At 65.9% G+C, this 22,131-nt stretch carries 22 protein-coding genes; 13 read left to right on the forward strand and 9 right to left on the reverse strand.

Annotated features, from left to right (window positions below):
• Positions 1-134: 134 nt before the first annotated feature.
• Both ACVRRC_RS01625 and ACVRRC_RS01630 read left to right on the forward strand, forming a co-directional pair.
• Positions 135-536 carry a YkgJ family cysteine cluster protein gene (locus ACVRRC_RS01625; protein ID WP_014595577.1) on the forward strand — a complete coding sequence of 134 codons (402 nt, stop codon included), beginning with the start codon at positions 135-137 and terminating at the stop codon, positions 534-536.
• 173 nt (positions 537-709) lie between these two features.
• The gene (locus ACVRRC_RS01630; RefSeq protein ID WP_013981477.1) at positions 710-1,162 is read left to right on the forward strand and encodes a thioesterase domain-containing protein; all 453 of its coding nucleotides are present in this window, start codon (positions 710-712) and stop codon (positions 1,160-1,162) included.
• A 53-nt stretch (positions 1,163-1,215) separates the two neighbouring features.
• Here the strand turns inward: ACVRRC_RS01630 and cysQ are convergent, their stop codons facing one another.
• The gene (cysQ, locus tag ACVRRC_RS01635; protein ID WP_011911557.1) at positions 1,216-2,034 is read right to left on the reverse strand and encodes a 3'(2'),5'-bisphosphate nucleotidase CysQ; all 819 of its coding nucleotides are present in this window, start codon (positions 2,032-2,034) and stop codon (positions 1,216-1,218) included.
• On the reverse strand, positions 2,031-2,597 hold the full coding sequence (nudE, locus tag ACVRRC_RS01640; protein WP_011911556.1) for an ADP compounds hydrolase NudE: 567 nt from the start codon (positions 2,595-2,597) through the stop codon (positions 2,031-2,033). The genes cysQ and nudE overlap by 4 nt, the downstream gene beginning before the upstream one ends.
• Positions 2,598-2,712: 115 nt before the next feature.
• On the opposite strand from nudE, the gene yrfG reads away from it, so the two are divergent.
• The 4 genes from yrfG to ACVRRC_RS01660 all read left to right on the forward strand — a co-directional run bounded on the left by yrfG (position 2,713) and on the right by ACVRRC_RS01660 (position 7,686).
• Complete coding sequence (gene yrfG, locus ACVRRC_RS01645) at positions 2,713-3,393, forward strand: GMP/IMP nucleotidase (protein ID WP_020306833.1); 681 nt, start codon at positions 2,713-2,715, stop codon at positions 3,391-3,393.
• Between the two features lie 166 nt (positions 3,394-3,559).
• The gene (locus ACVRRC_RS01650) at positions 3,560-6,115 is read left to right on the forward strand and encodes a hybrid sensor histidine kinase/response regulator (protein WP_236450980.1); all 2,556 of its coding nucleotides are present in this window, start codon (positions 3,560-3,562) and stop codon (positions 6,113-6,115) included.
• 98 nt (positions 6,116-6,213) lie between these two features.
• On the forward strand, positions 6,214-7,059 hold the full coding sequence (fdhD, locus tag ACVRRC_RS01655) for a formate dehydrogenase accessory sulfurtransferase FdhD (protein ID WP_049325251.1): 846 nt from the start codon (positions 6,214-6,216) through the stop codon (positions 7,057-7,059).
• Between the two features lie 162 nt (positions 7,060-7,221).
• The gene (locus ACVRRC_RS01660; RefSeq protein ID WP_017244755.1) at positions 7,222-7,686 is read left to right on the forward strand and encodes a glycine zipper domain-containing protein; all 465 of its coding nucleotides are present in this window, start codon (positions 7,222-7,224) and stop codon (positions 7,684-7,686) included.
• Positions 7,687-7,796: 110 nt separating this feature from the next.
• Here the strand turns inward: ACVRRC_RS01660 and ACVRRC_RS01665 are convergent, their stop codons facing one another.
• Genes ACVRRC_RS01665 through ACVRRC_RS01680 form a run of 4 tightly spaced genes read right to left on the reverse strand, consistent with a single transcriptional unit; the run spans position 7,797 to position 12,486 of the window.
• On the reverse strand, positions 7,797-8,228 hold the full coding sequence (locus ACVRRC_RS01665; RefSeq protein WP_013981471.1) for an acyl-CoA thioesterase: 432 nt from the start codon (positions 8,226-8,228) through the stop codon (positions 7,797-7,799).
• Between the two features lie 38 nt (positions 8,229-8,266).
• Positions 8,267-9,430: an iron-containing alcohol dehydrogenase gene (locus ACVRRC_RS01670; protein ID WP_472996552.1), complete on the reverse strand. Its 1,164-nt coding sequence runs from the start codon at positions 9,428-9,430 to the stop codon at positions 8,267-8,269.
• Between the two features lie 24 nt (positions 9,431-9,454).
• Complete coding sequence (locus tag ACVRRC_RS01675; protein ID WP_196111879.1) at positions 9,455-11,245, reverse strand: acyl-CoA dehydrogenase C-terminal domain-containing protein; 1,791 nt, start codon at positions 11,243-11,245, stop codon at positions 9,455-9,457.
• 2 nt (positions 11,246-11,247) lie between these two features.
• Entirely contained in the window at positions 11,248-12,486 is a 1,239-nt protein-coding gene (locus ACVRRC_RS01680; protein ID WP_472996553.1) for a 3-hydroxyacyl-CoA dehydrogenase, read from the reverse strand.
• Between the two features lie 101 nt (positions 12,487-12,587).
• On the opposite strand from ACVRRC_RS01680, the gene ACVRRC_RS01685 reads away from it, so the two are divergent.
• The 7 genes from ACVRRC_RS01685 (at position 12,588) to ACVRRC_RS01715 (ending at position 19,101) form a co-directional block, all read left to right on the forward strand.
• Entirely contained in the window at positions 12,588-13,487 is a 900-nt protein-coding gene (locus ACVRRC_RS01685) for a LysR family transcriptional regulator (RefSeq protein WP_014595567.1), read from the forward strand.
• 194 nt (positions 13,488-13,681) lie between these two features.
• The gene (locus ACVRRC_RS01690) at positions 13,682-14,530 is read left to right on the forward strand and encodes an STAS domain-containing protein (RefSeq protein WP_013981466.1); all 849 of its coding nucleotides are present in this window, start codon (positions 13,682-13,684) and stop codon (positions 14,528-14,530) included.
• Positions 14,530-14,892 carry an STAS domain-containing protein gene (locus ACVRRC_RS01695; protein WP_013981465.1) on the forward strand — a complete coding sequence of 121 codons (363 nt, stop codon included), beginning with the start codon at positions 14,530-14,532 and terminating at the stop codon, positions 14,890-14,892. The genes ACVRRC_RS01690 and ACVRRC_RS01695 overlap by 1 nt, the downstream gene beginning before the upstream one ends.
• Positions 14,889-15,293, forward strand: a complete 405-nt coding sequence (locus ACVRRC_RS01700; RefSeq protein WP_472996554.1) for an anti-sigma regulatory factor — start codon at positions 14,889-14,891, stop codon at positions 15,291-15,293. The genes ACVRRC_RS01695 and ACVRRC_RS01700 overlap by 4 nt, the downstream gene beginning before the upstream one ends.
• On the forward strand, positions 15,290-16,300 hold the full coding sequence (locus ACVRRC_RS01705; protein ID WP_472996555.1) for an ATP-binding protein: 1,011 nt from the start codon (positions 15,290-15,292) through the stop codon (positions 16,298-16,300). Before ACVRRC_RS01700 ends, ACVRRC_RS01705 begins: the two co-directional genes overlap by 4 nt.
• Entirely contained in the window at positions 16,293-17,162 is an 870-nt protein-coding gene (locus ACVRRC_RS01710) for a sensor histidine kinase (RefSeq protein WP_472996556.1), read from the forward strand. The genes ACVRRC_RS01705 and ACVRRC_RS01710 overlap by 8 nt, the downstream gene beginning before the upstream one ends.
• Positions 17,152-19,101, forward strand: coding sequence for a response regulator (locus tag ACVRRC_RS01715; protein ID WP_472996557.1), 1,950 nt, complete (start codon positions 17,152-17,154; stop codon positions 19,099-19,101). The genes ACVRRC_RS01710 and ACVRRC_RS01715 overlap by 11 nt, the downstream gene beginning before the upstream one ends.
• A gap of 540 nt (positions 19,102-19,641) precedes the next feature.
• On the opposite strand, the gene ACVRRC_RS01720 is transcribed toward ACVRRC_RS01715, so the two are convergent.
• From ACVRRC_RS01720 to ACVRRC_RS01730, 3 genes are all read right to left on the reverse strand, one after another.
• A complete protein-coding gene (locus ACVRRC_RS01720) occupies positions 19,642-20,853 on the reverse strand; it encodes an aldose 1-epimerase family protein (RefSeq protein ID WP_472996558.1) in 1,212 nt (403 codons plus the stop codon).
• Positions 20,854-20,978: 125 nt separating this feature from the next.
• Complete coding sequence (locus ACVRRC_RS01725) at positions 20,979-21,539, reverse strand: histidine phosphatase family protein (protein WP_350424136.1); 561 nt, start codon at positions 21,537-21,539, stop codon at positions 20,979-20,981.
• A 111-nt stretch (positions 21,540-21,650) separates the two neighbouring features.
• Positions 21,651-22,073, reverse strand: a complete 423-nt coding sequence (locus ACVRRC_RS01730; RefSeq protein WP_011911539.1) for an HPF/RaiA family ribosome-associated protein — start codon at positions 22,071-22,073, stop codon at positions 21,651-21,653.
• Positions 22,074-22,131 lie beyond the last annotated feature (58 nt).

The following is a 22,131-nucleotide window of genomic DNA, read 5'->3' on the forward strand; positions in this document are numbered from 1 at the left end:
CGTTCCTGAAAAAGGGTTGCAGGTTTCCTTTACATCTGCGCTACCGCCTGTCCGGTCACCGGCGCCGGAAGGCACTGGTAATCGGCGCGCGAGCCGCTATGATCCGCGCGCCCAACCGCACTTGAAGACATCCCGTGAAGACAAGACTGATCGCCTCCGCCGACCCGGAACGCCTGGAAACCTGGGTACGCTACAGCGCCGGCCTGTGCCGTGACTGCCACGCGACCTGCTGCACGCTGCCGGTGGAAGTGCGCATCGACGACCTGATCCGCCTCGAACTGGTCGATGCCTTCGAGCGCGACGAGCCGGCGAAGAACATCGCCAAGCGCCTGAGCAAGGCGGGCATCGTCGAGCACTTCAATCACAAGCACGAAATCTTCACGCTGACGCGCCTGACCAATGGCGACTGCCTCTATCTGGACCGCAAGACGCGCCTCTGCACGGTCTATGCCAAGCGGCCGGACACCTGCCGCAACCATCCGCGCATCGGGCCACGCCCCGGCTACTGCGCCTATCGCAGCAAGAGCGGTGGCTGAGCGGCGCACCAGCGAACGCCGCCGACAGCGCGCCGGGCACCGATCCGGAACACCGCCGCACAGCGACCTCTACCGGGCCGGGCAAATGCCGTGAACGGACTGGCCAAACCGTGACTCAGGAGTCATGCTTGGCGTCTGTCTGTATCTTCGTAACATTTAGGAACCTGCCCGGCATGAGCCGCGATAGCCGCTACCTGGAAGCCATCCTTCACCACGACATTCCGCTGACCCGCTCGCTTGGGTTGCGTGTCGAGCAGTGGGAAAACCACGAGCTGCGCCTGCAGGTCCCGCTGCAGCCGAACATCAACCACAAGAGCAGCATGTTCGGCGGCAGCCTCTACTGCGCCGCCGTACTGGCAGGCTGGGGCTGGCTGCATCTGCGCCTGCGCGAAGCCGGCATCGAAGACGGCCACATCGTCATCCACGAAGGCAAGATCGAATACCCGCTGCCGGTGGTCGACGACGCCATGGCCATCTGTTCGGCACCGAGCCCCGAGGCCTGGGAACGTTTCGAGTCGATCTACCGCCGGCGCGGGCGCTCGCGCCTCGAGCTGCACAGCCGCATCCTCGCCTCGGACGGTCGCGACGCCGTGCGCTTCACCGGGCAGTTCGTGCTGCACAAGTAACTGCTCGGCTGCGCCTGAGCGGCGCAGCCCATCCTGCCTCGGGCGTAGCGCGGTCAGCTGCGGTTGGCCAGCTCGATCAGCATCTCGCGCCAGTCCACGCCGGCCGGAAGCGCCAGGAACGATGGATTGAGATACGTCTCCCGCGCCTCGTAGCGTAGCGGCGCACCTGCCACCTCCAGCACCTCGCCACCGGCACCTTCCAGCACCCCCTGTGCCGCCGCTGTGTCCCATTGCGAGGTCGGCGCCAGCCGCGGATAGCAGTCCGCCGAGCCCTCGGCGAGCAGACAGAACTTCAGCGAGCTGCCGACATTGGCCAGCGCCAGCTCACCAAAGCGTCCGCGCAGGCTGTCCAGCAGCCGCTCCTGCGCCGGGCTGCTGTGGCGCCGGCTGGCCACCACGGTAAAGCTCCCGACGGGATGCGGCCGCACGCGCAAGGGCTGCGTCGCGCCATCGGCCTCGCTGCGCCAGGCGCCGAAATCCTTGCCGCCGTAATAGCAGCGCCCGGACGCCGGAATGCCAACCACACCGAAGCGAACCTCGCCCTGCTCGATCAGCGCCACGTTGACGGTGAATTCCTCGCTGCCGGCGATGAATTCCTTGGTGCCGTCCAGCGGGTCGACCAGCCACCAGCGCGTCCAGCCGGCGCGCTCGGCCAGCGGCACCGCGCAATCTTCTTCGGAAAGCACCGGGATGCTGCCGTCCAGCGCCTGCAGGCCGTCCAGCAGCACATGATGAGCCGCCATGTCCGCCGCCGTCACCGGCGAGGCGTCGGCCTTGGCCTGCACCTCCAGTTCGCTGCGCCAGTGCGGCAGGATCGCCTCGCCAGCCTGACGCACCAGATCGATCACTGCCGACAGGTAGGGATGACTCATTGGCCGAACTCCCCACGCTGGGTGAGAAGATCCCGCGCCAGATACAGCGCGGCGAGCGCGCGACCCTCGCTGAACTGCGGATGCTGCACCAGGCTCGACAGCTCATGCAGGCTGACCTGCTCCAGGCGCATCGGCTCCGGCTCGTCGCCGGGCAGCTGCTCCGGGTAGAGATCGCGCGCCAGTACCACCTGGATCTTCTGGCTCATGTAGCCGGGCGACAGCGACAGCTCGGTGAGCAGCTCCAGACGCCGGGCGCCGAAACCGGCCTCCTCCTTCAGCTCGCGGTTGGCCGCTTCCAGCACATCCTCGCCCGGCTCGATCAGCCCCTTGGGCAGCGACAGCTCGTAGCTGTCGGTACCGCCGCAGTACTCCTCGACCAGCAGCGCGTTCTCGGCGTCGGCCAGCGCCACGATCATCACCGCTCCGTAGCCGCTGCCCTTGCCGACCAGGCGCTCGTAGGTGCGTTCCACACCGTTGGAGAAGCGCAACTGCAATTCCTCGACGCGGAACAGGCGGCTGCTGGCGACGATTTCACGGGCGAGCACGGTGGGTTTCTGGCGCATGGGGAACTCCTGGAAACGCGAGCGGCTATCATAACCCGTGTTCCTGCACTGGCCGTGAGCGCTTTGCGACCAGCTGAACGCCCTGCCCGCCCTCACTAGGTCACTTGAGCCCCCCATGATCGCCACCCTGCCCTGGCCCGACATCGATACCGTCCTGCTCGACATGGACGGCACCCTGCTGGATCTCCACTTCGACAATCACTTCTGGCTCGAGCTGCTGCCGCAGCGCTACGCCGAACTGCACGGCATCAGCCGCGCCATGGCCGAACTGGAGCTCGCGCCGCTGTTCAACGAACACGTCGGCAAGCTCACCTGGTATTGCCTGGACTACTGGACACGCGAACTGAACCTGCCGATCCGCGAGATGAAGCGTGAGATAGCCGAGCTGATCGCCCTCAGACCCAGCGCCGACGAGTTCCTCTCGGCGCTGCGCCAGGCTGGCAAGCGCGTGGTGCTAATCACCAACGCCCACCGCGACTCGTTGTCGCTCAAGCTGGAGAAGATCGAACTGGGGCCCTGGTTCGATCGCCTGATCAGCTCCCACGACTATGGCTATCCGAAGGAGGCGGCGCAGTTCTGGTACGCGCTGCGCCAAGATCTGGCGTTCGACCCATCTCGCACGCTGTTCATCGACGATAGCCTGCCGATCCTGCGCAGTGCCCGGCATTTCGGCGTTGCCCATCTGCTCGCGGTACGCGAGCCTGACAGCCGACGCGCGCCCAAGGACACCGAGGAATTCGTCGCCGTCGATGACTACCGCGAGCTGATCGCCAGCCTGCACGGCAATCAGGCGTGACGTCCGGCGCTGCCGCCGGGCAGCGGGAAGCTTTACACTACGCAACAGTTACCGTCGGCGGGAACCGGCTCAGGAAGAGCGCGGGCCGACACGCATCGAAACGCGACCCGCAGGCACCGCATGCCTGTATTCGTAGTTCAGCCACGGATGATCGATAGGAAGCAACATGGCAGTAGGCGCGGAGCTCTGGCCCCAGAGTCACAGCGAAATGAGCGAGCGGATCCGCCGGCACGACTGGGGCGTGACCGTGCTCGGCGTGCCCGACAACTGGCCGGCGGCCCTGCGGCTGCTGCTCGAGACCATCCTCGAGGCGCCCGTGCCCATGTGCATCCTCTGGGGCGAGCAGGCACTGCAGCTCTACAACGACGCACACGCCGCACTGATCGGTGATCGTCATCCGGCCGAACTCGGCCAGCCTGCCTGTCGTCGCTGGGGTGCCACCTGGGAGCTGCTGAACCCCGCTTGCGATGCGGCCCGGCGAGGCGAGCCGAGACTGCTGCGCAACCAGCGCGTGGCGATCGAGCGCGGCGGCGCCGCGGAAGATGCCTGGTTCGACCTTGCCCTGAGCCCCATCCGCAACGCACCGCACGGCATCGGCGGGCTGCTGCTCTGTCTCAGCGAAACCAGCGAGCGTGTGCGCACCGAAACCCGCCTGTCGCAGACCGCCCTGCACTACAAGCTCAGCGCCGAGGTGCACCGGGCGAGCGAGCAGCGCCTGCAGCTGGCGCTCGAGGCCAGCGACCTGATAGGCATCTGGGATTGGGCCCTCGGCAGCGAGGGGATTCCGCCCGGCGCCGAGCTGTCGCGCATCCTCCCGGTGGAGCAATCGGGCCCCAAGGGCCTGAGCAGCGAGGCCTTCTTCGATCATGTCCATCCCCAGGACGCGCCCCGGCTGCGTGCCGCGCTGGAACGCTGCATCGCCGAGCGCGGCGCCCTCGACCAGCGTTATCGACTGCAGCTGCCCAATGGCGAGACACGCTGGGCCCTGGCGCGCGGCCGCTGTCACTGCGACGAGCAGGGCCGCCCGCTGCGCTTTCCCGGCGCGGTGATGGACATCAGCCGCCAGCAGGCCAGCGAAGATGCGCTGCGCCAGAGCGAAGCGGAACTGAAGATGATCACCGACGCCCTGCCGGTGCTGATCGGCTACCTCGACCACAAGGAGCGCTTCCGCTTCAACAATCGCTACTACACCGAGTGGTTCGGCTATCCGACCCAGTGGCTGCTCGGCAAGACCGCCCGCGAGGTGCTGGGCGAGCAAGGCTATGCCGAACGCGAGCAAAGCATTCGTGCCGCACTGGCCGGCCAGCAGGTGGTGTTCGAAGCCTACAGCCCGCACCGCGACGGCCAGGCCCGTCGGATGCTGGTGCACTATCTGCCGCGCCGCGATGCACAGGGTGCCGTGCTCGGCTTCTTTGTCATGGCCCTGGACGTCACCGAGCGCTGGCGCGCCGAGCAGGCCCTGCGCGAGCTCAACGAGACGTTGGAAAGCCGCATCCAGGAGCGCACCCAGGCGCTGGCCGAAGTCTACGAGCGCCTGCTCAAGGAGATGGCCAGCCGCGAACAGGCGCAGGAAGCGCTACGCCAATCGCAGAAGATGGAAGCGGTGGGCCAGCTGACCGGCGGCATTGCCCACGACTTCAACAACATGCTGACCGGGATCATCGGTGGCCTGGACCTGATCCAGCGCTATATCCAGTCAGGCCGGCACGGCGAAACCCAGCGCTTCATCGATGCCGCGGTGACCTCGGCCAACCGCGCCGCGGCATTGACCCACCGCCTGCTCGCCTTCGCCCGGCGTCAGCCACTGAACCTCAAGCGCGTCGAACTCAATCAGCTGATCGAATCGATGCACGACCTGCTCAGCCGCACGCTGGGCCGCCATATCCAGATCCGCAACCAGCTGCAGGCCGGCCTGTGGCCGGTCTCCAGCGACGAGAACCAGCTGGAGAGCGCTCTGCTCAATCTGGTCATCAATGCCCGTGACGCGATGCCCGACGGCGGCACGCTGCTGCTGGAAACCCGCAACACCGAGCTGCGCCAGGGCGAGGTGGGCGACCTTGCCGCTGGCCGCTACGTCAGCCTTTGCCTGACCGATACTGGCTGCGGCATGAGCGCCAAGGTGCTGGCCAGCGTGTTCGAACCGTTCTTCACCACCAAGCCGATCGGCCAGGGCACCGGCCTCGGCCTGTCGATGGTCTACGGCTTCACCCGCCAGGCCGGCGGTCATATCCAGATCGCCAGCGAACCGGGTGTCGGCACGCAGGTCAGCCTGTACCTGCCGGTGTTCGACGAGCAGGACGCCGTTGCGGCACCGGCAGCGGAAACCGAGGGGCCGCTCCGGGCCCAGCAGGGGGAAACGGTGCTGGTGGTCGAGGACGATCCCGCGGTGCGGCTGCTGGTGATCGACGTGCTGCAGATGCTCGGCTACCAGACGCTGGAGGCGGCGGATGGCAATGCGGCGATCCGCATCCTGGAAAGTGCGACAGCGGTGGACATGCTGGTCACCGATGTCGGCCTGCCGGGAATGAACGGCCGCCAGCTCGCCGATGTGGCGCGCCAGCAGTACCCGGGTTTGCCGGTGCTGTTCATGACCGGCTACGCCAGGCAGGCCGCCAGCTCCGACTTCCTCGAGCCGGGCATGGACATGATCAGCAAGCCGTTCAACCTGGACGCTCTGGCCAAGCGGGTCAGCGACATGCTGATGGAGCGCGACCAACGGTGAATCGTCCGCGGCCGGCCGGGGTCATAACACTATCCGCCGGCCGCCGCTGTCACAGGCGTCGACTGGCTCGGCATCCACCACACTGAACGAGCCTGCCGATGAATGCCCCGTCTCGCCTGACCGCCTCCTTCGCCGGCACGGCGCGCGCGCCATCCGGCGCCAGCCAGCGCTACTGCTACCAGCCCATCGACGAGGACGGATCGTGCTGCGTCGACCTCGCCGAAGAGTGCGCCCTGGCCATCGCCTACAACGGGCTCAGCCAGGCGGTGATGATGATCTCACCGGCCAACCTGGAAGATTTCGTGGTCGGCTTCAGCCTGGCCAACGGCTTCGTCGAGTCGCTGAGCGACATCTATGACATCCGCCTGCATGGGCGCGGCAATGCGCGACGTGCGGAAGTGGAGATTTCCAGCCGCGCGTTCTGGCGGCTGAAGCAGCAGCGCCGCCAACTGCCCGGCACCAGCAGCTGCGGCCTGTGCGGCGTCGAAGCGCTGGAGCAGGCGTTGCCGCAGCTGGCCCAGCTGCCGCCCTCGGCCCTGCCGCCTTCCCACTGGCTGCTGGATCTGCGGCAACGCATCGGCGAGTTCCAGCCACTGGGTCGCGACTGCGGCGCGGTGCACGCCGCGCTGTTCATGGATGCCACCGGCGAGTTGCGTCTGGGCCGCGAGGACATCGGCCGACACAACGCGCTGGACAAGCTGATCGGCGCCATGGCGCGCGTCGGCTGCGAGCCCGCTGGCGGCCTGGCGATCGTCACCAGCCGCTGCAGCCTGGAGCTGGTGCACAAGGTTCAGCGCGCCGGCATCCCGACGCTGGTCAGCCTGTCTTCGCCCACAGGGCTCGCCGCACAATGGGCTCAACGGCACAATCTCAACCTGATCCACCTGCCACAGCACAGCCCGCCGCGGGTCTACAGCCCGGCCGCAGGTGACGGCTGCGCCTGACCCGCACAAGCGAGCTGAGACCTGCTTTTCAGGACCAGGTTCCAGCCAGAAATCAAAGAGTTAGCAAACAGGAACTGGGTCACGCATTTCATCGGGAAGCCCTTGCCGGAAGCGAAGCGGCACGTGAGGATCACGCCGCAATTCCTCATACGGGATCACACCATGAAGTACGCCTCGATTTTCCTGTTGTCCACCAGCCTGCTCAGCGCCGCCGCCTTTGCCGGCAGCAACACCGAAGCCGCCGTTGGCGGTGCCCTCGGTGGCGCGCTCGGTTCCGTGGTGGGTGAGCATCTGGGTGGCTCGACTGGCGCGACCATCGGCGCCGGCGTCGGCGGTGCGGCAGGTGGCATGGTCGGCGCCGACAAGCGCAGCCGCACCGAAGCGGCCATCGGCGGTGGCCTGGGCGCGGCAGGTGGTAACGTCATCGGCCAGAAGGTCGGCGGCAGCACCGGCGGCCTGATTGGCGCGGCCGTTGGCGGCGGTGCCGGCGGCGCGATCGGCAACGCCTACGGCGACGATGACGACGACCGTTATCGGGGCGACCGCCGCTACCGGGATGATCGCCGCTACTACGGCCATCCAGGCAAAGCCAAAGGCCATTACAAGCACAAACACAAGCACCACTGAGTGCCGCAGACAGCGCCGTTGCCGTCTCGTAGCAACCACCGCATCGCCCGGATCGGCCCAGCCGCTCCGGGCGATCTCGTTTACGGCTTCAGCTTTCCGCGCCGAGCGGATTAGCTCAAGGCCTCCAGCGCGGCGCGCAGGCGCCCGGGAATGGCAGTGGGACGATTGCTTGCGCGTTCGACGAAAACATGCACGAAGCGGCCCGCCGCGCAGGCCTCCTGCTCGCCCTCGCGGAAGATCGCCAGCTCGTACTGCACCGACGAGTTGCCCAACCTGGCCACCCGCAGACCCACCTCGATCAGGTCCGGATAGGCGATCGAGGCGAAGTAGTCGCAAGCCGAACTGACCACGAAGCCGACGATGTCGCCATCCTGGATATCCAGCCCGCCCTGCTGGATCAGATAGTTGTTCACCGCCGTGTCGAAAAACCCGTAATAGACGACGTTGTTCACATGACCGTAGATGTCATTGTCGTGCCAGCGCGTGGTGATGGGCTGAAAGTGCTTGTAGTCGCGGCGCAGGTGTTTGGGTTGCTCGGGCATGGTCGTTCTCGCGGTACGCAATGAAGAGGAAGACTGGCTCAGTAGGCAGCCTGATAGATCGCCAGCGCATCGGCCTCGCTGACCTCGCGCGGATTGTTGACCAGCAGCCGCTGCTGCAGCATCGCCTCCTTGGCCAGCTGCGGCAGCATCTCTTCCGGCACGCCGGCGTCGCGCAGGCGGGTCGGCAGGCCGACGCGGGCGCTCATCTGCTCGAACTCCTCAATCAGCTGCTCGGCGTAGGTGGACGGATCATCCGTGCGCAGGCGCTCGCCGAGAATGATCGGTGCCAGTTCGCCGTAGTGCGTGGCCGCCGCGCTGACGTTGAAACGCAGCACCTGCGGCAGTACCAGGGCGTTGGACAGGCCGTGGGGAATGTGAAAATTGCCTCCCAGCGGATAGGCCAGCGCGTGCACGGCAGCGACCGGCGCATTGGCGAACGCCTGTCCGGCCAGGCAGGCGCCCAGCAGCATGGCCTGGCGTGCCTCGCGGTTGCTGCCGTTGTGCACCGCCTCGTCCAGATTGGCCGCCAAGAGGCGCAGCGCCTCGCGGGCCAGCAGATCAGACATGGGGTTCTTCTTCAGCGCGCTGGTGTAAGCCTCGATGGCATGCACCATGGCGTCGATGCCGGTGGCCGCGGTCACCGCCGGTGGCAGGCCGAGGGTGAGATCGGCGTCGAGCAACGCCAGGTCCGGCAGCAACAGGGGCGAGACCACGCCCATCTTGGTCGTCTCACCGGTGGTGATGATGGCGATCTGCGTGACTTCCGAGCCGGTGCCGGCGGTGGTCGGCACCTGGATCAGCGGCAGGCGCTGGCCCTTGGCGTTGCCGACACCATAGATGTCCTGCAGCGTTTGCGCGCAATCAGGATGGGCCAACAGCGCGACCAGCTTGGCGACGTCCATCGAGCTGCCGCCGCCGAAGCCGATGATCAGATCCACCCTGGACGCCCTGGCCTGCGCCACCGCCGCCAGGACGATGTGCTCGGGCGGGTCGGCAACGACCTGATCGTAAGCCGCGACCTGCAGGCCTTCCGTCTCGAAGCCCGGCAGGACTTCGTCGAGCAGGCCGAAACGGGTGATGCCCGGGTCGGTCACCACCAGCACCGAGCGCGCCCCACGCTCCTTGCAGAGGCTGGCCAGCCGGCGCGACGAGCCAGGCTCGCAGATCAATTGAGCGGTTGTGGCAAAGCTGAACGGATGCATCGGTGCCTCCAGTGATCAATTAGCTCAAAACGCGAAGTCGCTTTCCGGCAGCGCCATCAAACAATCCGCGCCACCCTGAATGGCTTCCCGATGCGCACTCGCCCGCGGTAACACACGGCGCAGATAGAAATCCGCACTGGCCAGCTTGGCCTGATAGAAAGCCTCCTCGCCGGCGCCCTGCTCCAGCGCATCCTGTGCACGCGCCGCGGCCTGCAGCCAGAGGCCGGCCAACAAGACATAGGCCGAGTACTGCAGGAAATCCACCGACACCGCGCCGACCTCCTGGGGATCTCGACCGGTGGCAGCGATGATCTCGGCCGTCAGCTCGCGCCATTCGCCGAGACGCATCTGCACCTTGCTGGCCAGAGCGTGCAGCGCAGGGCGATCGATCTGCCGGTCGCAAATCTCGCTGAATTCCGCCTGTAGCGCCGACAGTTCCGCGCCGCCGTCACCGAGCAGCTTGCGGCGGATGTAATCCAGCGCCTGAATGCCATTGGTGCCCTCGTAGAGCTGGGTGATGCGGCTGTCGCGCATCAGCTGTTCCATGCCCCATTCGCGGATATAGCCGTGGCCGCCGTAGACCTGCACGCCGAGGCTCGCCACCTCCTGGCCCATGTCGGTGAAGAACGCCTTGACGATGGGGATCAGCAGCGCAGCGCGCTTGCTCGCCGCCTTGCGGTAGCTCGGCTCGGGATGGCCATGCTCGAGGTCCAGCTGCCGGGCGCAGTAGGCCGCCAGCATGCGGCTGCCTTCGACCAGCGTCTTTTGCGTCAGCAGCATGCGGCGCACGTCGGGGTGCACGATGATCGGGTCGGCTGGCTTGTCCGGATGCTGCGCACCTGCCAGTCCGCGCGATTGCAGGCGCTCGCGGGCATAGGCCAGCGAGCCCTGATAGGCCTGTTCGGCAATGCCAAGCCCCTGCAAGCCGACCTGAAACCGCGCGTCGTTCATCATGGTGAACATGCACGCCAGGCCCTGATTGGGCTCGCCGACGATCCAGCCGGTGGCGCCGTCGAAGTTCATCACGCAGGTCGCCGCGCCCTTGATGCCCATCTTGTGCTCGATGGCGCCGCAGCTCAGCGCGTTGCGCGCCCCCGGCGTGCCGTCGGCATTGGCAATTAACTTGGGCACTAGCAGCAGGCTGATGCCCTTCACCCCGGCCGGCGCATCCGGCAGGCGCGCCAGCACCAGATGCACGATGTTCTCGCTCATGTCGTGCTCGCCGCCGGAGATGAAGATCTTGCTGCCGCTGACCTTGTAGCTGCCGTCCGCCTGCGGCTCGGCGCGGGTGCGCAGCAGGGCGAGGTCGGTGCCGGCCTGCGGCTCGGTCAGGCACATGGTGCCGCTCCAACTGCCGCTGACCAGCTTCTCCAGATAGGCATTCTTCAGTTCATCGCTGCCGTGCTTGTACAGCGCCAGCACCGCGCCCTCGGTCAGGCCGGAATAGATGCGAAAGGACAGCGACGCGCCCATCAGCATCTCGTGGAAATTGCAGGCCACCAGCTGCGGGAAGCCCTGGCCGCCGTAGTCGGTCGGCCCGGTCATGCTCGCCCAGCCGTTGTCGACGTACTGCTTGTAGGCCTCGACGAAGCCCTGCGGCGTGCGCACTTCGCCGTTTTCCAGGGTCACGCCTTCTTCGTCGCTGTTGCGATTGAGCGGCGCGATCTCGCCGCCGGTGTAGCGCGCAGCTTCTTCCAGCACACCGTCGATCAGCTCGCGGTCCAGGCCGTTGCCGAGCAATTCGCAATGGCCGGTGGCGTCGAACAGCTCGTGCAGCACGAAGCGCATGTCACGCAGGGGAGCCTTGTATTCCATGCTCATGCCTCCTTCTTGTAGTCGGCGAAGCGGCCGCCGAGCGTGGCCAGGCTGTCGATCAGTCCGGCCGGCTGCCAGTGCTCGCCGTGGCGCTCGGCCAATGCGTTGAGGCGCTCACGAATGGCTGGCAGACCCTGACGGTCGGCCCAGGTCATCGGGCCACCGACTTCGGCCGGGAAGCCGTAACCGTAGAGGTAGACGGTGTCGATATCGGCGCTGGACTCGGCCATGCCTTCCTCGAGAATCTTGGCGCCCTCATTGACCAGCGCCAGCAGGCAGCGCTCGAGGATTTCCTCCGGGCCGATCTCGCGGCGCTCATAGCCGAGGCGCTCGGACTCGCGCTGCACCAGGGCGTCCACTTCGGGATCGTGCTCGGCCTGGCGGCTGCCTTCGGCGTAGCGGTAGTAGCCCATGCGCGACTTCTGGCCGAAGCGGCCCAGCTCGCAGAGACGGTTATCCACCTGCACCTCGGCCTCGTCCTGGCCCTTGCCGGCCAGCTCGCGGGCGCGCCATTCCAGGTCGATACCCACCACGTCATACATGCGGAACGGGCCCATGGCAAAGCCGAAGCCCTGCAGCGCGGCGTCCACCTGATGGGGATAGGCGCCTTCGAGCAGCATCATCCGCGCCTCGCGCACGTAGGTGGCGAGCATGCGGTTGCCGATGAAGCCCGGGCAGTTGCCGGCGATCACGCTGACCTTGCCCATGCGCTTGCCGAGGGCCGTGGCAGCCTCGAGCACTGCTGGCGCCGTCTTCGCTCCGCGGACGATTTCCAGCAGCTTCATGATGTGCGCCGGGCTGAAGAAGTGCAGACCTACTACCTGCTCCGGGCGCTTGGTGACAGCGGCGATGGCATCGATATCCAGCGCCGAGGTGTTGCTGGCCAGGATGCCGGCCGGCTTCACGATGCCGTCCAGCTCGCGGAAGATCTTCTGCTTGAGTTCGAGGTTTTCGTAGACCGCCTCGATCACCAGGTCCACGTCGGCCAGCGCCGGGTAATCCGCTGCCTTGGCGATGCGGGCCCGGCGCGCCGCCGCTTCGGCCTCGTCGATCCGCCCCTGACGCACGTTGTGTGCGTAGGTGTCGGCCACCACGCCCAGCGCCTGCTCGAGCATCTCGGGATTGTTGTCCAGCCACAGCACCTGCACACCGGCATTGGCCAGGCTCATGACGATGCCGCGGCCCATGGTGCCCGCGCCGATCACGGCGGCGGTCTGGATATCGAAGCGGGGTTGGCTCATGTGAACGGTCCTCGTCGCAGGCTGGAAAAAGTGGAGACCAACCATAGACGAAGACGCTACTATTTTTGAAATTTAGTCTTGTGATGTTTCGGATTCACCAAGTGAATATCTACAACTTCGACCTCAACCTGCTTCGCGTGCTCGACGCCCTGCTGCGTGAGCGCAACGTCTCGCGTGCCGCCGAGCGCCTGTCCCTCAGCCAGCCGGCGGTGAGCAATGCCCTGGGTCGCCTGCGCGAGCTGCTCGACGACCCGCTGCTGGTGCGCGTCGGTCGGGCCATGCAACCGACGCCGCGAGCCCTGGCGCTGGAGGCTCCTATCCGTCATGCGCTGCAGCAGATCGAACACAGCCTGATCGCCGGCGAGGCCTTCGATCCGGCGCGCAGCCATCAGCGTTTTCGCATCGCCGTGACCGATTATGTGGAGCTGATCTGCATGCCGGCGCTGATGCGGCGCCTGGCCGAACGCGCGCCGGGCATCCAGCTGGCGATCCAGCACCTGCCCCCGACCCTGCCCACCGACGCGCTGGACAATGGTGAGGTCGACCTGGTGCTGGGGCGTTTCCTCGACGTGCCTTCGCGCTTTCATGTGCGCCACTGGGCCAGCGAAACGCTGCAGGTGGCGGTGCGCCGCGACCATCCACTGCTCTCCGGGCGGCTGACCCTCGACGCCTTCCTGCGCCTGCGTCATCTGTGGGTGCACGGCGGTCAGACCCGCGGCATGGTCGACCAGTGGCTGGATGGCCAGGGGCTGGAGCGCGAGGTGGTCTACACCACGCCAAACTACCTGCAGGCCGCGCACATCGTCGCCAGCAGCGACCTCGCCGCGGTGCTGCCGACGCAGCTGGCGCGCCACTTCGCCAGGCTGCTGCCGCTCGAGTTGTTCGATCTGCCGTTCGACCTCGGCCCCTTCGGCCTGGACATCGTCAGCGTGGCGCAGCGGCAGAACGATGCAGCCTTGCAATGGCTGACCGAGCAGATCGACGGCGTCGCGCCTGCCTGACGGCGCTTAAGCGGAACGACCTGCCTGCCGCCAATATCTATTTGCTACCATCCGGCCCACTTCCATCGGCAACGCTCGGAAAAGTTTTCACGTTCCGCTGCGATTCGCGGAACATCGACGCAAGGCCGAAATCTATCCCTGATACTTCGCCATGGTGACATGGACGACCCAGACAACTCCGGAGCTATTACCCTATGGCGGCCCTGCTACAACGCACCATCGACACCATTGCACGCAACCAGACCGAGCTGCTCGGCAGCTGGAAAAGCGACCTGCAGGAGATGGGCGGATTCCATAACGTAAAACCCGAAGAACTGACCCAGCAGACCGCCGAATTCATCCGCCTGCTGATCAGCGGCACCGCCGACGGCTCGGCCGACATCGCCGGCCCGGCCTGGGACGCCATGCGTTCCTACCTGGAGCGCCTGTCGCGCAGCCGCGCCCTGCTGGGTTTCGACTCGCAGCAGACCGCCGGCTTCATCTTCGCCGCCAAGCGCCCGCTGATGTCCCTGCTGCAGAGCGAATACGCCAACGAACCCGCAGTATTCGCCGAGCAGCTGTGGGCCGTGTCCGAGCTGCTCGACCATCTGGGCCTGCACACCGTACGCACCTTCCAGCAGTCGCGTGAAGACGTGATCAAGCGCCAGCAGGAAGAGCTGCTGGAGCTTTCGACCCCGGTGGTCAAGCTGTGGGATGGCGTTCTCGCCCTGCCGATGATCGGCACCCTCGACTCGCAGCGCACCCAGGTGGTGATGGAATCGCTGCTGCAACGCATCGTCGACACCGGCTCGGAAATCGCCATTATCGACATCACCGGCGTGCCCACCGTCGACACCCTGGTTGCCCAGCACCTGCTCAAGACCGTCACTGCCATTCGCCTGATGGGCGCCGACTGCATCATCAGTGGCGTGCGTCCGCAGATCGCGCAGACCATCGTCCACCTCGGGCTCGACCTGCAGGGCATCGTCACCAAGGCCAGCCTGGCCGATGCCCTCGCGCTCGCCCTGCGCCGTTCCGGCCTCACCGTCACCAGGACCGCCTGATGGATCGAATTCCTATTCTGCGGATGGGCGAGTTCTTGCTCGTCACCATCCAGGTCGACATGCACGACCAACTGGCGCTGACCCTGCAGGACGATTTGGCCGAGCGCATCAGCGAAACCTCGGCGCGCGCCGTGCTGATGGACATCTCCGCACTGGACATGGTCGATTCCTTCATTGGCCGGATGATCGCCAACATTTCCGGCCTCGCGCGAATCATGGATGCCGAAACGGTGGTGGTGGGCATGCAGCCCGCCGTGGCGATCACCCTGGTGGAGCTGGGCCTCGAGCTGCCCGGCGTCAGCACTGCCCTGAACGTCGAGCGAGGCATGCAGCTGCTGCGCGAACGTGTGGCCGCGCGATGATCGTGCGCAGCAGCGGCAGCCAGCCGGTGCGCGTCGAGCAGGATGTCGTCTTGGCGCGGCAGACCGTACGTAAACTGACCCAGGACTGCGCGATGCGCCTGATCGATCAGACCAAGCTGGTCACCGCCGTCAGCGAGCTGGCGCGCAACACCGTGGTGTACGGTGGCGGTGGCGACATGGACTGGCAGATCGTCGAGGAAGGCACGCGCGTCGGCGTGCGGCTGACCTTCCGTGACGAAGGCCCGGGCATTCCCGACATCAAGCTGGCCATGACCGATGGCTGGACCTCCGGCGGCGGCCTCGGCCTTGGGCTGACGGGCGCCAAGCGCCTGGTCGACGACTTCGAACTGGAGAGCACCGTCGGCGTCGGCACGCGCATCACCATCACGCGGTGGATATGAACATACCGGGCAGCATGACCCAGGTCCTGCCACTGGAAGATTCCAGCCAGGTGGGCCATGCGCGCCGCGTCACGCAGCGCCTGGCCGAGCAGCATGGTTTCGACGCTACCGATGCCGGTCGCGTCGCGCTGCTGACCACCGAACTTTGCACCAATGTTCTCAAGCACGCCGGCATCGGCGAGCTGCACCTGCGGATCATCCCGGGGCAAGACAAGCCCGGCGTGGAAATCATCGCCGTGGACCGTGGCCCTGGCTTCCAGCTCGATCAGTGCCTGACCGATGGCTACTCCACCGGCGGCACCAAGGGCATCGGCCTGGGCGCGCTGGTGCGGCTGGCACAGGTCTTCGATGCCTACTCGGACCGCCGAGGCTCGGTGGTGCTGGCACAGCTGTTTCCCCGCGGCTCACGGCCCTGTGCCTGGCGCTTCGGGGTCAGCCAGCACCCCCATCCCGGCGAAACGGCCTGTGGCGATATCTGGCAACTGGCGCTCGATGGCTCACGCTGCAGTGTGCTGGTGCTCGACGGCATCGGCCACGGCGAAAGCGCCCAGCAGGCCGCACGTGCCGGCGCCGAGGCCTTCGGCGAAGCACCGTTCGACGCCGCCACCAGCGTATTTGCGCGCATGCATCAGGCGATGAACGGCAGCCGTGGCGGCGCTGCGGCCATAGCCCAGTACGATGGCGAACGGCAGACCCTGGCCTTTGCCGGCATCGGCAACATCGGCGCCAGCCTGATCGGCAGCGAGGGCTCGCGCGGCCTGGCTTCGCACCCCGGCATCGTCGGCGTGCGTTTTCGCAAGGCCCATGTGTTCGACTACCCACAGGGCGAGGCGCAGCTTCTGCTGCTCTTCAGCGATGGTTTGCAGTCGCGCTGGAGCCTGCGCGACTATCCTGGTCTGATCCAGCGCCATCCGGCCATCATTGCCACGCTGCTGCATCGGGACTTCTGCCGCGGCCGCGACGACGTCACCGTGCTTGCGCTCAACCTGGAGGCCCCCCGTGGCTGACCCCATCGCTACAACCGGCGAAGCCGAGCTGCTGGAGCAGCTGCGCCGTGAGAACGAATCACTGCGCGCCGAGCTCGAGGAAACCAACCAGGGGGTACTGGCCCTCTATGCGGAACTCGACACCCAGGCCGAGCAACTACGCCAGGCATCGGAACTGAAAAGCCGTTTCCTCTCGTACATGAGCCACGAGTTCCGCACGCCACTGGGTTCGATACTTAGCATCACCCGTCTGCTCAGCGACGAACTGGATGGCCCCCTGAGCCCGGAGCAGCACAAGCAGGTGCGCTTCGTCAGCTCGGCCGCCAGCGAGCTGAGCGAGATGGTCGACGACCTGCTCGATCTGGCGAAGATCGAGGCCGGTCGCGTGAGCATCTCGCCGGCCTGGTTCGACATGCTCGACCTGTTCTCGGCATTGCGCGGAATGTTCCGGCCCATCGTCGAGGGCTCGCCGGTGGACCTCATCTTCGAAGAACCGCAGTGGCTGCCGCGCTTCTACACCGACGACAAGAAGCTCGCGCAGATTCTGCGCAACTTCATTTCCAATGCGTTGAAATTCACCACCCAAGGGGAAGTGCGTGTCTCGGCAAGGATGGAGACCCCCCAGCAGGTGCGCTTCGCGGTCACCGACACCGGCATCGGCATCGCACCACAGCTGCACGATCGCCTGTTCGAGGACTTCGCCCAGGTCGATTCCCCGCTGCAGAAGCGCCTGCGCGGCACGGGTCTGGGACTCGCCCTGTGCAAACGCTTCGCCGAGTTGCTGGGCGGTCGGGTCGGCCTGCAGAGCGAGCCCGGCAAGGGTTCGGAGTTCTACGTGATCATCCCGTTCAGCATCGAGGCGGAGGGAAGCGATGGGGCGTGAAAGCCGTCTGCTGATCGTCGACGACAACGCCACTACCCGCTACGCGATGCGCCGGGTGCTGGAGCGCCATGGCTACCAGGTGCTGGAGGCGGGCACCGGCAGCGACGGGCTGGCGCTGGTGGCCGGCGCCATGCCTGATGCCCTGATTCTCGATGTCAACTTGCCGGACATGAGCGGCTTCGAGATCGCGCGCCAGCTTCGCACCGACCCGAATACCGCGCTGCTGCCACTGATCCATGTGTCCGCAGCCTCCATCGAGACCGGCGACATCATCACCGGCCTCGATGCCGGCGGCGATGCCTACCTGATTCACCCGGTCGACCCGGATGTGCTGCTGGCGACCCTGCGCACACTGCTGCGGGTGCGTGACACCGAGCGCGCCCTGCGCGAAAGCGAGGCGCGCTTTCGCGAGATATTCATTCACGTCGCAGCGCCCATCGCAGTGCTCGACGCCCAGCTGCAGCTGCACGAATGCAACCATGCCTTCGAGCGCCTGATCGGCACCGAGGACCGTTCAGCTCCGCTGGCCGACTGCATCCTCCCCGGGCAGGACGCCGTGCTAGACGAGCTGCGCACCCAGCTTCAGGCCGGCAACCGCTGGCGCACGTCCCTGGCGATGCGCGTCAACGGCGAAACGCGGGAGACCGAATGGCAGATCTCGCCCTATCGCACTCAGGGGCTGGGCCTGGTGTTCGTCGAGGACGTCACCGAGCAGCGCCACCGTGAGCGCGCCCAGCGGCAGGAAATCGCCACCACCACCAGCCAGCTGGCCCATGAGGTGGCCGAGCGCGCGCGTACCGAAGAGCAGCTGCTGCAGGCGCAGAAGATGGATGCCCTGGGCAAGCTGACCGGCGGCATCGCCCACGACTTCAACAACCTGCTCACCGGCATCATCACCGGCATCGAGCTGATGAAGCAGCGCATCATCGAAGACCGCGCCGACAGCGTGCTGCGCTTCGCCGACGCCGCACTGAGTTCGGCGCGCAGTGCCGCATCGCTGACCAACCGCCTGCTGGCCTTTGCTCGCAAGCAGCCGCTGGACGCCCGCGCGCTGGACATCAACGAGCGCATCCGCTCGCTGGAGGATTTGTTGCGGCGCACCATCGGCGAGCGCATCACCCTGAGCTTCGACTTCACCGCGGGGCCGGCCGTGGCACGGGTGGATGTCAGCCAGTTCGAAAGCGCGCTGCTCAACCTGGTGATCAATGCCCGCGACGCCCTGCCCGAAGGCGGCCACATCGGCATCCGGACCTTTTCCACCGATGCCAGCCAGCACCCTGAACTGGCCGCCGGCCGTTACATCGGCCTGTGCGTCAGCGACGATGGCACGGGCATCGATCCCGCCGTCCTCGACAAGGTGTTCGACCCCTTCTTCACCACCAAGCCTCAGGGCCGCGGCACCGGCCTGGGACTGTCGAGCATCTACGGTTTCGCCCTGCAGTCGGGCGGCGACGCGCACATTCGCAGCACCCTGGGCGTCGGTACGGACGTGACCCTGCTGCTGCCGGCCGCCGACGGCGAAACGAGCCTGGCACCCAGCGCGGCGCCCGAAGATTCGGCGCGTCTGGCCGGCCATGAGCACGTGCTGGTGGTGGAAGACATGCCCAGCGTGCGCATGCTGATCGCCGAGACCCTCATCGAGGCGGGTTATCGCTGCAGTCAGGCCGGCGATGTGGAAACCGCCCAGGCACTGCTGGAGGCCGACCCGTCCATCGATCTGCTGCTGACCGACGTCGGCCTGCCACGCCTGTCCGGTCGACAGCTGGCCGAATGGGCCCGGCGCTCGCGACCGGCGCTGCCCGTGGTGCTGATGACCGGTTACGCCGAAAAGGCCTCCAGCCGGGAGGGATTCGTCGACGAGCGCATGGAGCTGGTACTCAAGCCGTTCGAGGGTGCCGACCTGCTCGGCAAGATCCGCGCATTGCTGGACAACGGCTGAGGCAGCAGCGCGCCACTTGCCGTCGAATGCGGTGCGGCCGCTTTTCCTGCAGGCAACAAAAAACCCGCCGAAGCGGGTTTTTGTGACCATTCCGAATCCTTCGGCGCGCCTCCTGGCAGTGGTCGATCATCCATGATCCCGAGCGCGTCCTGCGCTGCAGAGATGGGCATAGAATACGCAGCCGCCTAAGACGTTAGAACAGCCAAAAACTTCGATCCGTGTAAGCCTTTTGCCATAGATGGAACCGGCACAGCATTTCATTGTCTTGCATCGCCGCATGTCCCACTGAAAAAGCAAAAACCCGCCGAGGCGGGTTTTTTCTGACCGGTCCGAATTCCCTTCGAATGCCTTCCTGGCTTAGGTCGATCATCCTGATCCTGAGCGCCTCCTGCGCATCAGAGTGGGTGTAGATTAATTACCCAGCAGAGCGGGCAGAAGTGGAAAACGGCGCGGGTATTTGTAAGCCATTTGCCATAGCGACGAACGGTTTACAGACAACGAAGCGGTCTGAGCCGCCCAGCCGGAGCCGACCATGGCCGCCTAGTCCTTGCTCAGGTCGGCCAGCGGTTGCTCGCGCACCTCGGTTTCCCGTCCTGCCTGCAATGCCTCGATTCGCTGGCGCACGCGTTCCACCGCAGCGCTGTCGGCCAGCAGTTCGTAGCTCACCCGGAAATGTTTCTGCTCGCCCGGCTCGATCTTCGGCACCAGGCCGAGGGCACGCTGATAGCGGCGGTTGTAGGAATAGCTGGTGCCCGGCTCCAATCCGGTGACGTAACCCTGCTGCTCGGTATCGGTGTTCTTCCACAGCGAGAAAACCGGCAGCTCGCCGGTATTGAAGCCCACACTGACCCCCAGGCTGCCGGCACGGTTGTGCAGCATGGTGAGGGTTTCGCCTTGCTCGTCGGCATACGGCACCAGGTTGAATACCGTCTCGTCGTAGTCCCTGGTGGGCCCGCGGTAGCGCTGCCAGTCGTTCAGTTCCTTCGCCGCGCGCGGATTGAACGGCGATACCTGCTTGACCGGCGCAACGAAGCGCGCCCCTTCCTCCAGCAGCGGCGTGCCGAAGTTGGTGTGGTACAGCGCCTGATATTCCTTGGCATAGTCGCCCTGGTTGGTCAGGGTGTCGTGCAGCGAGAAGCCGGCACGCCCCGGCTCGGTGCTGAGTTCAGTGTGAATGGCGAAGTCGAGCTTCTTGAAAGCCTTTTCCTGCAACTCGCCGCGCAGGCGGATGGCGTACGGCGGCTTTTCGTCAATGGTCAGCACAACGCGTGAAGCCGGAATGTTGGCTGCACGGCCATGCAGCGTAAGCAGCTCACCGTTGTCCTCGCCCGGATGCCCGACCCATTCGAAGCCACAACGGGTCACCAGCTCGTTGAAGCCCTCGAGCCATCCCAGACCGCCGCGCCCGTTGAGTTCGATGAAGGCCGGATTGACCACCTCCTGCACCGGCGAATCCCAACCCAGCCGGACGTCACCGGCAACCGCTTCGAGCACGTTCATGCCACGCGTGGGGACGACTGTCATGCGCATGGTGCCATTGTCGATCTCGATCAGGCTGACCCCTTCCTGCCGCCCGCCGTGCAGCGTGCGCATGCTGACCGAAAACGGCTTTGCCGAATCGATGCCCAGTTCCTCGCTGGTGACGCGCCAGTTTTTCGCGGGCTTGTCGTGATCGATCAGAACCTGTTCCCAGGCCATGGCTGGAGTCGCCAGGCAGATGCTCAGGCCGAGCAGGCGTTGCAAACGTGTCATGAGTGTTCCCTTTGTTGTTATGCCTCCCGCACACGTTAGCTGAAACGTTTCATCTGGCAAGCCAAAGCGGCTCTCGCCGCCTTGCAACTGTGAAGGGGCCATCGACCTGCTGATTTTTTTCTGAGCTATGCCCGGGTGTAACGGCTCGGCTGCCAGTAGCCCGAAAGCAGCGGAAACATGGGGCCCTTCCAGCCCCGTCGGCGCAGCTCGCGAGCGATCAGCGCGTTCATGATCTTGTGGCCCATCAGCAGCACGCTGCCATGTTCCTCAGCGAGTGCGATCAGCCGATCCGCCGCCGCACGGGCTCGTTCGGTTGATTCGCGGACAGGCTCGGTGTGGCTGGAGAAGCCGAGAAACCAGGCGCCACGGAATACCAGTCGCCAGAACCGCGAGGGCAGCAATGGCAGGCCCCAGTCCGGATAGGGCAGATGGGCCTCGGCAAACAGCGGGTCGGGCTCCTGGCAACAATCGCAGGCCAGCTGGGAACGCGATTCGACGCAGCGCTGCAACGAACTGCACACCACGATGCCCACCGACCCGGCCAGCTCCACCAGGCTATCCGGACGCTCGCCCGTGGCCACCGCCGCGGCGTTGTAGCGCGCAACCCAGGCTTTCATCCCGATCGGCGTGCTCCAGCGTGCCGCGCCATGGTCGGGTCTGCCGTGCCGCACGAGGATGATCTGCATGTCTGTAAACCGGGACGGATCGAGTGATATCGCCTGCTGCATCGTCGCGATGCGAGACGCGGGAAGATTTGAGTAGTGCGAGTCGCCCCGACCGCAGCCGGGGCGTCGTGCTCACTTGTCGAGCTCGCTCTGCTTTTCCAGGAACTCCTCTTCCAGCATCGCGTCCTTGACGGATTGCGGCGGCTCGTCCAGCAGCGGATCGTTCAGTTCGCCGCTGGATTGCACGCGAGTGTCCAGCTTGCCCATCAGGTTCTCCAACGCGTGCTGCATCTTGTCGGCCGCGCCATCGACCGCCAGCTGCAGCGATTCGGCCTTGTGCGTGACCGACACCGCCTGATGCCCCTTCGGCCGCGCCTCGATCTGGCAGCGCTTGTCGTCGGCACCCGCCTTCTGCGCATTCTCGTCGCTGATATGCACTTCCACACGGGTGAGAAAATCGTCGAAGCGCTCGAGCCGATCCTCTACCGTCGTGCCGACCCACTCATGCAATTCGACACTGCCGGGAATGTGGTTGCTGTTGACCTGAACATGCATACGAGTACTCCTGATAGATGACGTACCTACTAGAGTTCGAGGCGTACGCGGGGTCGAG

Source organism: Stutzerimonas sp. LR2 (assembly GCF_055755175.1).

Bases quoted from the DNA above. Each gene is read 5' to 3' on its own strand.
- ACVRRC_RS01630 (WP_013981477.1), top strand. From the start codon at position 710: ATGAGCCGCGATAGCCGCTACCTGGAAGCCATCCTTCACCACGACATT.
- cysQ (WP_011911557.1), bottom strand. From the start codon at position 2,034: ATGAGTCATCCCTACCTGTCGGCAGTGATCGATCTGGTGCGTCAGGCT.
- nudE (WP_011911556.1), bottom strand. From the start codon at position 2,597: ATGCGCCAGAAACCCACCGTGCTCGCCCGTGAAATCGTCGCCAGCAGC.
- yrfG (WP_020306833.1), top strand. From the start codon at position 2,713: ATGATCGCCACCCTGCCCTGGCCCGACATCGATACCGTCCTGCTCGAC.
- ACVRRC_RS01650 (WP_236450980.1), top strand. From the start codon at position 3,560: ATGGCAGTAGGCGCGGAGCTCTGGCCCCAGAGTCACAGCGAAATGAGC.
- fdhD (WP_049325251.1), top strand. From the start codon at position 6,214: ATGAATGCCCCGTCTCGCCTGACCGCCTCCTTCGCCGGCACGGCGCGC.
- ACVRRC_RS01660 (WP_017244755.1), top strand. From the start codon at position 7,222: ATGAAGTACGCCTCGATTTTCCTGTTGTCCACCAGCCTGCTCAGCGCC.
- ACVRRC_RS01665 (WP_013981471.1), bottom strand. From the start codon at position 8,228: ATGCCCGAGCAACCCAAACACCTGCGCCGCGACTACAAGCACTTTCAG.
- ACVRRC_RS01670 (WP_472996552.1), bottom strand. From the start codon at position 9,430: ATGCATCCGTTCAGCTTTGCCACAACCGCTCAATTGATCTGCGAGCCT.
- ACVRRC_RS01675 (WP_196111879.1), bottom strand. From the start codon at position 11,245: ATGGAATACAAGGCTCCCCTGCGTGACATGCGCTTCGTGCTGCACGAG.
- ACVRRC_RS01680 (WP_472996553.1), bottom strand. From the start codon at position 12,486: ATGAGCCAACCCCGCTTCGATATCCAGACCGCCGCCGTGATCGGCGCG.
- ACVRRC_RS01690 (WP_013981466.1), top strand. From the start codon at position 13,682: ATGGCGGCCCTGCTACAACGCACCATCGACACCATTGCACGCAACCAG.
- ACVRRC_RS01695 (WP_013981465.1), top strand. From the start codon at position 14,530: ATGGATCGAATTCCTATTCTGCGGATGGGCGAGTTCTTGCTCGTCACC.
- ACVRRC_RS01700 (WP_472996554.1), top strand. From the start codon at position 14,889: ATGATCGTGCGCAGCAGCGGCAGCCAGCCGGTGCGCGTCGAGCAGGAT.
- ACVRRC_RS01705 (WP_472996555.1), top strand. From the start codon at position 15,290: ATGAACATACCGGGCAGCATGACCCAGGTCCTGCCACTGGAAGATTCC.
- ACVRRC_RS01715 (WP_472996557.1), top strand. From the start codon at position 17,152: ATGGGGCGTGAAAGCCGTCTGCTGATCGTCGACGACAACGCCACTACC.
- ACVRRC_RS01720 (WP_472996558.1), bottom strand. From the start codon at position 20,853: ATGACACGTTTGCAACGCCTGCTCGGCCTGAGCATCTGCCTGGCGACT.
- ACVRRC_RS01725 (WP_350424136.1), bottom strand. From the start codon at position 21,539: ATGCAGATCATCCTCGTGCGGCACGGCAGACCCGACCATGGCGCGGCA.
- ACVRRC_RS01730 (WP_011911539.1), bottom strand. From the start codon at position 22,073: ATGCATGTTCAGGTCAACAGCAACCACATTCCCGGCAGTGTCGAATTG.